This window comes from Kitasatospora sp. NPDC093102, assembly GCF_040683915.1.
In the GTDB taxonomy this organism is placed as follows: Bacteria; Actinomycetota; Actinomycetes; order Streptomycetales; family Streptomycetaceae; genus Kitasatospora.
In genome coordinates, this window is record NZ_JBFBFA010000026.1 from 1 (window position 1) to 15,117 (window position 15,117).

The window sequence follows — 15,117 nt, forward strand, 5'->3', positions numbered from 1 at the left end:
GAACTGGACGAGGCGAGCCTCGTCGAGTCCGAGGGCGGGTCGGCCGGGACGGGCCCGAGGTTGCCCCGCTCCTGGCAGACCGCGACGGGTGAGGAGCTGGCCGACACCAAGGCCAGGGACCACGGACGGAAGTTCAGGAAGGCGGAGAAGAGCGCGGAGAAGGCGAGGACGGAGTCTACTGAGGCCCGGGCGGCCCTTATCACCGCGACGATGAAGTCCAGGCCGGACGATCCCAGGGGCGGGCTCCTGAACCGGCTCAACCAGCTCCTGGTGCAGGCCAATCGGGATTTCCCGGAGCTGGGCAAGCAGGACGTCGTGACGATCGGCAAGCAGAAGAGCGCCGCTCCGGTTCGTCCGGACAAGTCCGCCGTGCGCCTCGGCGGGACGTCCGAGGTCCCCGGCCGCGCCCATGGCGAGCGGCGGTTGGAGGAGTTCGCCGCCGTGGCCACGGCGCGGGAGTTCAACCCCGTGCGGAGCGACGGTGAGTCGGGAGCCGCCCGGACGCCCGAGGACTTCGTCCAGGCCGCGCAGCAGCTGGAGCCGGTCTTCCGCGAGGACCTCACCGCGGATCACGTGGAGGCCTACCTGGACCTGCTGGAGCTCACCGTGGCCGGTGACCTCGGGGAACTGCACGGCACCCTGGGTGATGGGCCTCAGACCGGCCCGAAGGAGTTGATCAGCCGTCAATTGATCAAACATCAACTGCTCGTCCGGGAGCTCGGTCCCGACCGCGCGCCCAGTCGCGAGGCCCTGCACGCGGTGGGCCTCATCGACACCTGGCTCCGCGACCTCGGCCCCCGCGACGAGGCGGGCCGTCCGCTCGGGCCGCGGATCACCGAGGCCGACGGCCGGCAGTGGTTCCGCGATCGCCGGCTGCGGCTCGACGTGCTGCTGCGCCGGGTGACCACGGCGCTCGCCCGGCCCGGCGACCACCGGGACCAGGCGCTGTCCGAACTGCGCCGCTGGGTCGAGGGCGTCGATGTCACGCACCAGCGGGTGGAACGCCTGGAGCGGGACGTCGCCGCACCGCCGGCGACGGCCGTCCGGCCGCAGGAGCCGGCCGGGCGGTGGGCCCACCTGTACGACGACGAGCCGGCCGTCACCTCGGACGCCGAGACGGAGCCCGAGGTGGTCACCCTGCCCCGGCAGACGACCGCGCCCGACACCCCGAAGGTCTTCGACCTCACCGAGGAACACGAGCCGCCGGCCGATGCCTGGCAGGACCTGCGCCGGCCCGTCCCGGCCCCGGAGACGGCGCCGATGCGGCTGGTGACCGAGTACGAGGTGACCACGTCGGACGGCCCGCGCGAGCCCGGGGACGCCCCGTTCTCGCGGTGGGGCGAGCCGGGGCAGCGGGAGGCCGAGGAGTTCCCCTACACCGTGCCCGACCTGTCGCTCGTCGAGGTGGAGAAGCCTCCGCTGGAGGTGGCCGGTGACGGCAGCCTCGCGATCGCCGAGGGCTGGGGCGCCCGGGAGTTCTACGCCACCGAAGAGGTGGTCCGCCAGGCCAACAAGCAGTTGACGCGCGGCGGTGCCGTCACGCTCCGACTGCACGAAGGGACCTTCGTCAAGTTCGTCCAGGACGACAAGGTCCGCACGCTGTACAAGGTCACGCCCGAGGTACGCGGCGGAGCCAAGACCCTGCCCTACAGCCAGCGTCACCTCATCCAGGAGTCGATCGGCACGAACCTCACCAGTCTCGTGCTGGCCGACGCGCGGCCGACGGAGGACGGGGGCACCCGGCAGGTGCGCCTGGTCGACTCGGTGTTCGAGGTCGCGGACGAGCTGTCCGGCCCCAGCGGGCTCGCGGGGTTCCTGCTCGATCTCCTGGGCGCTCCGGACACCGGGACGGCCTCCCTGGACCGGGCTGCCGAGGTGGCCCGGAGCCAGTTCACGATCAACGAGAAGGAATTCCCGGTGGTCGGAAAGGAGTTCGGCCTCGCGAGCAACCCCGGAAACGGCGAGCAGCACCGGCGGTTGGCCGGCCTCACCCAGCAGATCGGAGTCAACCGGTTCGCGCACGCGGTGACCGGTGAGGCGTACGTGGCCCAGTCCCTGGCCACCCACTTCGAGAACGGGGAGCGCGACTACACGCTCGACTACTCCCGGACGGCCGACCCGGAGCCGCGGACCGTCACGAGCCGAGCCCAGTTCGGCGCCGTCGTGGCGACGAGCCACGACGGCAACAACCAGATCGTGTTCACCAACCTGGTGACCGCGGCGGACGTCCAGAAGCGCAGCCTGCCGACCCTGCGGCGGCTGCTGGACTCCGAGCTGCCGGCGCGGATGACCGAGCGGGAGACCGAGACGCCGGCCCGCGCGTCCGTCCGCAAACTGCTCGACACCCTGCACGACCTCCAGGAGACCAGGAGGCGGTGGGGCCCCGCCGTGCAGGCCCAGGCCGAGACGGGCTTCCCGCTGCCCAAGGAGCTGACCTGGGAGGTGCTGGCGACCACCACCGACGACGTGACGCGCTCCCGTGCCTGGAGGGCCCTCGACGAGTCGATGGCAGGCCATCTGAAGCCGCACCAGCAGGCGGCGCCGGAGCTCCAGGCTCTCGACGCCGCGATCGTCAGGCTCCGCAAGACGGCCATCAACCAGCTGGGTCTCCTCGGCAGCTTCCCCAAGGGCGGGGAGACGTGGTCCCTGCGCCAGGTCGGCCGGGGCGAGGGGGAGACCTACCACGACCGCTACGGGCACGGACTCGGAATGGCCAACCCGCTGACGCTGGTCGCCGCCACCAACCGCCGGCCGGTGGCCTTCGAACTGACCCTGCCGGGCGGCAGACTCGACCAGCCGTCGGCCCTGCGGATCGGCCGGATGGGGATGGCGAAGCTGGAGAACCGGCTGGACATCCTCGCCCGCGCCGCGATCCGGGACGTGAACGACGGCCTTCCGCTGCCCACGCTCACGCTGACCGCCCGACTGCACCCGAAGGAGGACCTGCTCGGCTACCAGCACCGGATGGAACGGCTCGCCACGGAGATCACCGCCATCCTGGACAGGAAGCTGGCCGATCACGCGGACCTGCTCCGCATCGGCAAGCTCACCGCCGAGGACTTCACGATCGAGCACCGGGTGGAGTCACGCCCCTCCGAGCAGTACCAGGGCAACGCGGAGGAGAAGCTCGACGAGTTCGTGGCCGAGCAGGGCAGCGTCGACCGGGACGGCAGCCGCAAGCACAACGCCCAGCAGTGGGTGGACTCCGACTGGTACACCAAGCCCGCCGACCCGGACCACCCGGACTCCGTCATCGGCATCGCCGCCAAGCCGCAGGACGGCCAGGGCTCCGTCCCCGACATGGCGGAGCGGCTCGGCGCGGCCGAGGAGATCGTCCGGTTCGGGGGCGCGCCCGGCGAGCTCCCCTCCGGTGTGTCGGTCGGCGAGTTCCTCCGGGCGAGCCGGGCCATCGAGGTCGCCCACCAGCTCTACGGCGAGTTCGGCGAGAGCCTGCCGATCCGTGCGGCGCTCTACCGCGCGGACGAACTGCTCGGCCGGATCGACCAGGGAGCGGATGCGGCCGGGAACCGCAGCGGCCTGCGCCGCCCGAGCGGGGACGAACATCGCCGGGCGCGGATCATGGGCTCCAGCCGCAGGACCACGGCCGAGTCGGTGGACGCCGAGAACAGCCGTCTCCGGCGCCGGGAGGAGCCGTTGCGTTCGCCCGAGGACCTGGACCGGCTGATCCGGGAGGTACAGGGCCTGGGCAAGGAGGCCGAGGTCGGGCGCGAGGAGCGGCTGCGTCTGGTCGCACTCGTCGAGGACGCGAGGAACCTCTACCCGGAAGGTCAGCTGACGGTGGCCCGGCTCAAGCAGGTCGCCCGGCTCGACGCCGACCGGTCGCTGCCCGCCACCCGGGTGGCGCGCGAGCGCCGGTACGACACGCTGCCGGAAGGGGCCCTCAGGGGGCTCGGCCACCAGGCCGACGCCCTGCTGCACGGGTACCGGATACCGGAGGAGGCGCACGGGCTGTACCGCGACCAGGTGGCGCGGACGATCAACGCGGGCGGGCTCAGGGAGGCGGGCCGGTTCGTGGCCTCCGTGGAGGAGACCCGGCGGAAGGCACTGAGCCAGGTCCAGGTGCTGACGCACGGCACGGTGGCCGGGGAGACCTACGGCGGGCTGCAGACCGGGGCGGAATCACTCATCCGACTGTGGACGGACTACTCGGCCCCGATGGGATCCTCGTCCGCCACCGGGATCGCGGTCGTCGGACCGAAGCTCGGCGGGGAGGCGCTCGTCGTCGCCGGCCGGCTTCCCCGCATCCACGGCACCACCTTCCTGTTCGCCGAGGCCGAGCTGCACGATGGCCTGGTCACCCAGCCCGGGGAGGCGTCCACGAAGAAGTCCTTCACCCCCGCGATGGCCGACGAGCTCCTGGCGGAGGCCGGAATCTCCAAGAACGAGACGGTGTCCCTCGTGGTCACCGCGGGCGAGGCCAAGGACGACCACCTGCGGCAGTGGGCGAGTGAGTTGCACCGGGTGGGTGGCTGGAGGGTCCGTGTGGCGACGGCCGACGGCTCCGTCTTCGAGGCGGGGATCCCTCGGAACGAGCAGCACGGCTTCAGCGTCTGGACGCCGAACGGGGAACACGAAGGCAAGCCGGCGTTCCGGTACGGCGAGCACACGGTGGCCCCGGAGGTCGGGACCGGCCCCGACCAACGGCCCTTCGCGGTCTCGTTCACGGCGCGGGACCACGTGCAGGACGGGCCCGCTCCGGAGCAGATGGTGCGGTACTCCCTGGTCAGGGAGGACGGCACGGTGGTCCCGCACACCAGCGCGGCGCAGCCGCAGGCACCGTGGGGCGAGAACGTCCGGCCCGTCGTCGTGGAACTCGACGGCCGTGGCTCCGTGACGGTGCACAGCGAGCACGGCCGGACCACGGAGCTGACCCATCGGGAGGCGGCGGGCCTCGCCGTCGCCGTGCTCCAGCACCACGGGCACCCCGCCGGTGACCCCATCGTCGTCGTGTCCCGCCAGGGCGGATCCGGGGCGAAGGAGGCGGCGCGCTGGATCAGCGCCGCCCTCAAGCAGCGGCAGGTCTTCACCATCGAGGCGCCGGTCGAAGTGACCTGGCACAACGACGGCGTGTCCCTGGAGGTGCTGCGCCGGGAGAACACCCGCGAACCCCTGTGGCACGAGGTGCTCACCCCGGTCGGGGGAGTGTTCGAATCCTTCCAGCTCGGCAAGACGGGGGCACTCGGCGGAACGGTGGCCGTCCCGCTGAGCGGCGGGCGCGTGGCGTACTGGAACGTCGCCATGCCGGACAACGGTGTGAAGGCCGGGACGATCACCGGCTACCGGAGCAAGGACAGCTCCACGGTGGTCCCGGTCGGCCGGCACTCCTTCAGCGACGACTTCCAACGGACCTCCGGCGGGCTGACGGAGTTCCCGCTCTGGTTGAACGCGTACGCGATCGAGGAAGCCCGGGACGAGATGTACGGCGAACTGCGCGTGGACGGGGAGGTCGACGGCGAACCGGTGTACACGACCCGCCGGATCGGCTGGGAAAAGCCGCCCTACGTCTTCGCCGCGCACGGCCGCGGCGACACCCGCTCGGTGCACATGGAAACGGACTGGGGGACCATGTCCGCTCCGGGCTTCGGTGTGGGCAGCTATCTGAAGCGGACCCCGAGCGTGACCGGACTGCCGAGCAGTCGCGGGGTCTTCCTGCTGATGTGCGAGGCAGGGCTGAGCGACAGGGTCAGGGCTTCGATCGCGGAGGAGATCACCGATGTGATCCAGCGACGGACCCACGCGACGCCGGCGGTGATGCGCGCGTTCCGGAACCGGCTCCGCACCACGACGGCGCCCGACGTCAAGGTGCCGATGCTTTCGGTGCCGGCGGTCGACGGCTTCCGCACCGTCGAGGACGGCTGGCGGGGCTTCAGGTCGAACAACGCCACGAAGGTGAGGATCACCGAATCCGAGCAGCAGAGGACTCGGCCCGGGTCCGGCGAGGACGGCGAAACCGGCTCCGGAGAGGAGGGCAACCCAGGCGGCGGAGGCGTCCCGCCCAAGCGGCCCACCGGCCCGTCCTCCCCGGCGCCCGCGTCCGGCCCGGTCGAGCGGGCCGCAGGCAGCGGGGCGGTCAACCACGGCTCGGCCGCCGGCCGGCACCGGGGCGCCGGGCCGCAGCCCGACGGACCCGGGCCCGCCCGGCCGTCCGGCGGCCCGGTCGCGCTGACCCCGGAAACCCGGACCCCGGAAACCCCGGGGCAGCCGTTCGGCAGCCTCGTCCAGGTGGCCGGGCGCACCCACACGCCGGTGCTGCACGTGCCCTCCTTCGAGCGGCTCGCCACGGCGCCCGCCGACGGCCACTGGCTGTACCCGACTCGGGACGGCTGGGCGTCGGCTCCGCGCCGGGAGGCGCTGCGGCAGTGGCGCTTGCTGCTGGGCACCGACGGCCCCGCGCCGTACCCCGGCCTCCAGCTCCCGACCGCCCGGCCGTCCGACCCGGCGGGGCTCCGGGCCTGGGAGCGCACGGTGAAGGGGCTGCACCGGGAGACCGGGCTCAGTCTGGTCACCGCCCCCGCCGGCAGCCGGGTCGGCTTCGGCCACGACGGGGACCCGGTGCTCGACGGCGGACAGAAGTGGCACGTCGAGACCGAGCACCTGGCCCGGGCCGCGTGGGCGGGCGCCCTCATCGGCACACCGGGCACCGACTCGCGCGGCCGGCTCATGACGGCCGGCCAGCTCGACCTGGTGCACGGCCCGGCCGGTGCCGCGCCGACCGGCGGCGCCGGCTGGACCGAGGCCTGGCAGAGCCTGCCCGCGCTGCCCGGCGTCACCTCCCTGGTGGCGCGCGGCCACCAGGACGGCCTGCTCCAGCTGCCGTTCCGGACCGACACCCCGGTCAACGCCATGGTGGGCCTGGCCGAACCCGAGCGGGTCGACCGGTTCCTCACCGGGCTCGGCCGTCCCTCGGACGAGGCCGTCCGGCTGCTCTTCGCGGACGAGACGAACCTCCCCTCGCCCGAGGAGTACCAGGCCCTCGCCGAGGCCCACCGGAGGCCGGTCCTGGCGGCCGCCCCCGGCTCGGTGTGGGACGCCGACGCGGTCGCGAAGGGGCGGATCGCCGCCGTCTCGGTGGCCGACCGGAGCCGCCCGGGCCGGTGGGCCGTGTACTACCCGTCCGACCACCCGGACCACGGCAGGCCGCTGGAGGTGTCCACCGACGAGCACGGCCAGGTCCTCGGCTGGCCCCCGGTCCCGGCCGGGCAGGCCGTCCACCACGAACCCGTACCGGTCCCGTGGGAGCGGCTGACCGCCGACCGGGCGGGCCGGACGCTCGACCGACTGCGTCACGACTGGGCCGGCCGGGAACTGCCCGAGCTGGCCCGTACCCCCCTGTCCGCGGCCGATCGAGAGGCCGCCGTCCGTGAACTGCGCGGGCAGCTGGCCGAGTCCGTGCCCGCCCTGCTCGACCGGCCCGGAACGGACGAGGTCCTCCGCGGACTGGTCGACCTGCTGCACCGCCACGGCGGCAGCCCGGACGTCCTGGCCGAGTTCGAGCGGCGCCTGCGGGACCAACTCGCCGGCGAGTCGGGCGGGTTCGCCCGCCGCGCGGTGTACGGGTCGGCCGGGGTGGAGCTGTTCACCGCCCAGGTGCGCCGGGGCGCGACCCCGGGTACCGCCGTCATGGAGCTGGTCGCCGACGAACACGGCGCCAACCCCCGGGCGGCGTTCACCGCGATGCTGGACACCGGTGCCGGCGCCCGCTACGAGGTGGCGGCCGGCCCCGACGCGACCGGTACCGGCCAGGGCGGACCCCTGCCCTTCGCGGGCAAGCCGGTCTACCTGGTCAACGGCCACGGCCTGCCCGGCATGGCCCTGCCCGGAGTGCGCGACACCCGGCACGGCACCACCGGCGACCACCGCCAGGCCGCCGTCACCGGCGCGCACCTGGCCGACCTGGTGTGGGAGGACCCGGTGTTCCAGGAACTGCTCACCACGCACGGAGAGAACCTCCAGGTCGGGCTGCTCAACTGCTTCGGCGCCGAGGCACTCGCGTACGAGGCCACCTCCGGCAAGCCCCAGGAGCTGGTCCTGGCCCGGGAGTTCGCCGACCGGCTCGCGTACCACCGCGCGCCGCTGAAGGTGCACGCCAGCCGTCACCCGGTGATCCAGGACGTCGACGGTCTCAAGGTCCACCTGTCCAGCGGGAAGCGGCACCTGGGAACCCCCCAGGACCACTGGGCCGTCCACCAGGGCACCGCACCCCTGGCCGACCGGCGACGCTTCGGCGAGGTCTGGACCCTCCCCGGCCGAGAGGAGCAGCCCATCCTCCAGGTCCCGCCGCTCACCCGGGCCGACGGACTCACCCCCGCCGCGCCCCGACGGCCCGAGGCCCCGCCGGAGGCATGGCGGGTCACCGAGGAAAGGGGCGAACGCCTCAACCCCCAACTGCACGCCATCAAGGCGGAGCTGAAGGCCGCCTACCAGGCCGGCCGGCTGAAGCTGCCCCGCCACGGCTGGCAGCCGTCGATCACCTGGCGCCTGCTCGGCAGGCAGCCGTCCGCCTCCGCCGGTGAGATCCGGCTGCCGGAGAGCTGGCGCCACGGCGACGGCTGGAAGGTCCCGGAGGGCTGGGAGCTGCCCAAGGCGGGGCAGTACCTGAACCCCCGCACCTGGGACGTGATCGAGCAACACGGCTGGTGGGACCAGCCCGCCGCCTGGAGCAAGCAGGGCCCCGGTGACCTGCCGGGCAAGCCCCGCGTGGAGGCGACCCACCTGGCGCCGTACGAACACGGCTGGGTCGCCACCGACGAGGCCGGCGCACTCCAGCGCTGGCGTACCGTCCTCGGCCCGCACTGGGAGGCCGGGCACCGGGAACTGCGTCTGCCGATCGCGGAGCCCGCGCCCGGCAGTGCGCTCGGCGAGCCGCTGCGCCGCACGCTCGCGCTGCTGAAGCGGGAGGGAGGATTCGACACGGTCCTCGGCGAGTCGGACCGCCCGGGTGGCAACGGGGAGCCTGCGTCTCCGAACCGCCCTGCGGCGGTGAAGGGCGGGGGCGTCAGCGTGCGCCACGGCGCGGAGGGCGCGCACGCGCAGCCCGTCGCGGCCGCCGGCAGCGGCGCTGCCAACATGCCTCCGGCCCGGGGCGACGGTGCCCAGGGGTGGCTCGGTGTCAAGGTGCCGTCGGGTCTGGCGCTGGCGGGTCCGGCGGATCCGTTCGGAGCCGTCGACACGGCCGCCCAACTCCCCCGGATCCCCCGGGCGCACTTCCTGTTCGTGGAGTACGCCGCGGACGGCCCGGTCGCGCTGCGCGAGGACCGGACTCCGGGCCGGTTCACGCCCGAGGACGCCGAGACGCTGCTGGCCCGGCACCAGGTCCCGCTCGACGTCCCGGTCTCCGTGGTGGGGACCAGCGGCGCCGCCGACGACCACGCCCTGCGCGACTGGGCCGACCGGTGGCACGAGTCGAGCGGGCGGACCGTCAGGGTCGTCCTCTCGGACCGGACGCTCCACGAGGCGGGGCCGGGCGAGGTGCAGCACCGGCCGGTGGAGTGGACCCGCACCGTGGAGCCGGACGGCGCCCTGGTGTACTCGTTCGGCGAGCACCGGGTGCAGCCGCGCGTGCGGCGCGACGCCATGGGCCGGCCGGTGGGCCTGACCCTGGACCCGACCCGCCGCACGACGGGCCGGGGCCCGGCACCCGATCTCGGCACGGTGGAGCACTCCGTGGTCGCGGAAGACGGCACCCACGTCGGTGTCCGGAACGACGTGGCGCCGTGGGGTGCCGACCGGACGCCGTTCGTCGTGGAGCTGGCCGGGGACGGAGTCGTCAACGTGCAGCGCACGAACGGCACGATCGCCGAGCTGAGCCACCGCGAGGCGGCCGGGCTGGTCAACGCGGTGCTGAAGGACCACGAACTGGACCACACCACCCCGATCGCGGTGGTCTCCCGGGATGGTGATCCGGAGGTCGTGGAGGCCGCCCGCTGGATCGCGGTCGAGAACCGGTGGAACCGGGTCTTCACCGTCCAGGCCGAGGTCGACGTGGCGTGGCACCGGCGCGGCCCCGCGCTCACCACGCACCACCGGCAGCCCGTCGCGGAACGGCAGTGGCACGAGATCCGGACCCGCAACGGAGGCGTCTTCCATGCCGACCACCTGGGGCGCGACGGAGCGGTCGTCGGCTTGCTCTTCACGGGCCCGGACACCGAACGGCAGCGGTGGTACGTTCCTCTGCCACAGCACGGTGTGCGCAGCGAGACCATCACGGGATACGGGCGGAAGTGGTCGAGGAAGGCGGCTCCGATGGGAAGTTCGTCCTACATCGACGGGGATTATCTGCGCTCCAGGGAGGGCCTGACGGAATTCCCGGCGTGGTGGGACCGGCTGAGCCTGGGGACGGGCTACGACCGGCACGGCGGGATGCTGTGGGAGACCCACCGGCGCTCCGGCGATTTCGTGACCGCCCCGGCCGGCTGGAAGGCGACCGACAACCCCTACGTCTTCTCCGCCCATGGGCTGGGCGAACAGCGCAGCGTGATGCTGAAGACGTGGTGGGGCAGGATGTACTTTCCCGGCGACCAGGTCGGGAGGTGGATGGGCAGACGGGCCAGTCTGGTGGCCGAGGACGGGAGGACGCCCATTCTGATGGTGGTCTGCCACGCGGCGATGGGCGATGCCGCGCGGGCCGCGATCGCCCAGCGGGTGGCGGATGAGACCGGGCGGACGGTCCATGCTGCGGTTGACCAGGTCTTCGTGTTCGGCCGCACCCAACTCGACCAGCACCCCGACGTCGACATGCCGACGCTCGGACTTCCTCTGGCGCAGGACGGCAGCCCCCAACGCTTCCTGACCTTCCATCCGCGAACCGACGGGCAGGCTCCCGGCGCACCGGCCGTGGAGGCCGCGCTGAGGCGGGCCGGAGGGAGCGCCGCCGCCAACAACCTGCTGGGACAGGGCATGCCGGATCACGAGCCGCACTGGTCTGCCGAATCGGAGGCCGAGGCCGATGGGGTCGTCGCGATGGACGTCGACGAGTCGACTTCCATGGATTACGTGATGGAGCTGGCTGCGCTCGGATACGTGCCGCTTGAGGCGCCGGCGGGGCTCATCATGGCCGGCCCGACCGAGGACCCGGCCCTGACGTACGCACTGTCCAACCTGCCGAGGGTGCCCGGCAGCCGGTTCCTCTTCGTGGAGGGTGACGGTCAGGGACTCGTGATCAAGGACGTCTACGGGTACGTCGATCGGTTCACGCCGCAGACGGCGGAAAGCCTGCTGGACTTGTACGGGGTGCCTCGGGAGGAGCCCCTGTCGGTCGTGGTGGTCTCCGGATCGGTACCGGATGACGTCCTGGCGCAGTGGGCGGAGGATCTGCACGGCCTCGGAGGACGAACCGTCCGGGTGGTGCTCGACGATTCGACCGTCCACCAAGTCGGGTACGCGGTCGACCAGTTGCCACCGGTCGAGTGGGGGCGGGAAACCGCCGCCGACGGCACCACGGTCTACACCTCGGGCCGGTACCGCGTCCGTCCGTCCGTGGTGGAGGACTCCTCGGGGCATGTGCACGGGCTGGCCCTCGGAGCGACGCATCTGACCGGTCCTGGGCCGGAGCCTGGGCCGCACGCCACGACGACGGTCCGGCACGTCCGTACGGACGGGAGTGGAACCCCGGTGAAATCCGAGACGGAGACGCCGTGGGCCACCGGCCCGCAGCCGTTCCTCGTGGAACTCTCGGGCGAGGACCTGGTCTCCGTGGGTTTGGAGAACGGAGACGTTGCGGAGATGACCCATCGGGAGGCGGCAGGCCTGGTGAAGGCCTACCTGGAGGATCACCCACTCGGCGAAGGCAGGCCCATCGCGGTCTTCTCGAACCACGGCGGCGGTGAGGTGGAGGAGGCCGCGCGCTGGATATCCGCGGGACATCCAAGCCATCCGGTCCATTCCACCGAGGCCAGGACCCAGGCGCACTGGGGCGCGAACGGCCCGGTCCTCCAGACGTCCTACGGGACGGAGGAGTTCCGGCCTCGTTGGCACCAGGTGCTGACGCTGAGTGGCGGGGTGTTCCGCGCCGAGCACCTCGGGGCGCAGGGAGCTGTGGCGACGACGGTCGGGTTGAAGGTCCTTCGGGCCGGGACCGATATCGTCCCGCTGCGCGTGGCCATGCCGCAGAACGGTTTCGTCACCGGGACGGTCACCGGTTACCGGAATCGTCAGTCGACGTCGCTGGTCCCCGTCGGCCGCCACTCGTACGTCCCGGAAGAGCTGGCGCTGGCTGGGAGGAACGAGCTGGTGACCCGGTTCCCGGTCTGGTGGAACCGGCATGCGGTGTACAACCCGATCAGTGGGACCCGAAGCGCCCACCTCTACGGGGACGGAAGCATGCGGACGGACAGTCATCCGCTCAGCTGGTCGGACCCGGACCGTGTGTACGTCTTCACCAGCCATGGGCTGGCCGGCAGGATGATCCTGGAGACCCGCTGGGGGACGGGGTGGTTGACCGGGACGCAGACGGGCGGGTATCTGAAACGGCGGCCCAGTGTCATGGCGGCCGAGTCGAACACCGAACTCGCCATGCTGGTATGCGAGGCGGCGGCACCGGCGAGCGACGGAACCGCCGGTGCACAGAAGGTCGCGGACGAGGCCGGGCTGACGACCCACGCACTGCCGACACCGGTCTACTCGATGGAGCCGTCTACGTTCGACCAGGTGCTGGACATGGAGATTCCGAGCGTGGCCACTTCCGTTGACAGGACGACGGGACAGCTGGACACGTTCCGAGCCTTCCACCCGCAAACGAACGGGCAGGCTCCCGGCGTACCGGCCGTGGACGGCGGGCCGAGGCGGGCCGGAGGGAGCGCCGCCGTCAACAGCCCTCAGGAGGACGACCTGTTCTTCCATCTGCCAACCGGTCTGCTCGATGACGGCTGGCACGGGTTCGCCCCGGTCGAGGGCGAATCGGGTCTGGTCATGCCCGGCCCGACGCAGAGCCCGGAGCTGACCCGGGTGCTGGCCGATCTGCCGCGCATCCGTGGCACCCGGTTCCTGTTCGTGGAGGGCGACGGTTCGAGTCTGGTGGCCGCGGACTCGAACGGAGTGAGCAAGAGCTTCACGCCGCAGGCGGCGGAGAAGTCCTTGCTCGCGATGGGCGTGCCGAAGGACGAGCCGGTGTCGCTGGTGCTGTCGTCGGGCTCGGCTCCCGACGATGCGCTGAAGGCTTGGGCCGACGACCTGCACGCGGAGAGCGGACGCCGCGTCCGCGTGGTGCTCTCGGACATGACCGTCCATCAGTCAGGCATGGAGGCGGAGCAGCTGCCGCCGGCCGAGTGGGGGCGTTCAACGGCCGATGACGGCGGCACGACCTACACCTACGGACGTCATCGGGTACGCCTCAGCGCGCTGAGGGACCTGTCCGGGCAGGATCGGGGGCTGGCACTCGGGCCGGACGTGGCGCGGGTCGAAGGCGTGATGTCGGACAGCAGGTCGAAGGTCCACCACCTCAGGACCCAGGAAGCCGCCGTGAGGGCCGCCGAGTCGACGGAGACGCCGTGGTCGGCTGACGGCGAGCCGTTCTTCGTGGAGCTCTCGGGCGAGGAGACGGTCTCCGTGTCGACGGAGGACGGCAACGTCGAGGAGCTGAGCCATCGGGAAGCGGCCGGTCTGGTGACCGCCTTCCTGCAGGACCACCCGCTGGCCGCAGGCCGTCCGATCGCGGTCTACTCGTCCGGCGGGGGGACCGGAGTCGAGGAGGCCGCACGGTGGATCTCCGCGGCGTTCCCCGGTCATCCGGTCTACGCCACCGAGGCCAGGACCGAGGGACGCTGGCTGGTGAGCGGGCCGTACCTGGAGACCTCCCACGGCTTGAACGAGTTCCGGCCTCGGTGGCATCGGGTGCAGACCCTGGACGGCGGCGTCTTCCGCGCCGAGCACCTCGGTGGACAAGCCGTCGTGGCGAGCAGGGTCGAGATCGGCAGAATCGGGGGTGTCACGACCGAGGTGAAGGTGCCCATGCCTCAGAACGGCTTCGTCACAGGGACGATGACCGGCTTCCGGAGCAAGGGGGCCTCGACGCCGGTCGCGGTGGGCCGCTACTCGCACACTCCCGGGGAGCTCGATCAGCGAGCAACAGCGATGACCGACTTTCCGACCTGGTGGGACCGGCATTTTGTCAAGGAATTGCTGCCGGGATCGGCACCCCGCCACTTCACCGACGAACACGGCCGGGGTCCGGCGACGAGTGTTCCGGCCAGCTGGACCGCGAACGACCGGGTACACCTGTTCGCGGCGCACGGCAAGCCCGGCGAGATCCACCTCAGGACGCGGTGGGGGCGAGCAGCCCTGACCGGGAGGCAGGCCGGCATGTACCTGAAGCGCAGGCCCAGCATCATGGCCGGAGGTCCGGAGACCCAGCTGGGAATGCTGGTCTGTTGCGCGGCGGCGCCCGGGATCAGCGGCTCTTCACTGGCTCAAGACGTTTCTGACGAGTCCCGGCTGACATCCCACGCGTCATCCAAGACCATCTATGTCGGGCCTGAAGCATTTTCGTACAACCAGATCGAGGGCACGGAGATCCCCGGCGTGGGAGTGATGCTCGACGAGACCGGGAAGCCCGCATCGTTCGGCGCCTTCCACCCGACGCCCCGGCCGGAGCAGGTCACGGATCCGCTCCTGCCGACCACCACCGGCCAGGAGGGGACAGGACCGGCACAGGACTCCGCGCCCGCGCCGACAGTGTCGGCGGGCGGGGCCGGGGCCGGGCCTATCGAAGCGGCGCTGACGGAGGGTGTCCTCCCCGGCACGGCAGGTCGGAGTGTGTGGGAGGCACTCGCGCAGTTCGACGTCTTCCGCGGCGTCGGCCCGGACCAACTCTCCGCGGCCGCACCCGGACAGCAGGGGACGCTGGGATCCGGGGATGCGATGGATCGGTTGGACGCACTGGCCAGGAACTGGGGTGTCCGCATCCAGGTTCTGAACCGGATGACGGCCGGAGGCGGGGACCTGTGGATTCCGCGCCGCACCGACGGCGAGCTGGCCGTGTACGGCGAGTCCGGGCCCTTGGTGGTCGTAGCCGCGAGTCGATCGAAGGGTGAGACCAGCTACCTGCCGCTGACGCTCACGAGCTGAGTGAGCCGTAGGTAGAACGAGAGGCGCCCCCTGCCG

At 72.2% G+C, this 15,117-nt stretch carries 2 protein-coding genes; one reads left to right on the plus strand and one right to left on the minus strand.

Going from position 1 to position 15,117, the window contains the following annotated elements:
* The coding region (locus tag AB0O11_RS26605; RefSeq protein WP_363391828.1) for a hypothetical protein at nucleotides 1–260 on the minus strand (260 nt) is incomplete at its 3' end.
* Between the two features lie 10 nt (nucleotides 261–270).
* Here AB0O11_RS26605 and AB0O11_RS26610 point away from each other — a divergent pair.
* Nucleotides 271–15,081, plus strand: a complete 14,811-nt coding sequence (locus AB0O11_RS26610; RefSeq protein WP_363391830.1) for a hypothetical protein — start codon at nucleotides 271–273, stop codon at nucleotides 15,079–15,081.
* Nucleotides 15,082–15,117: the final 36 nt, after the last annotated feature.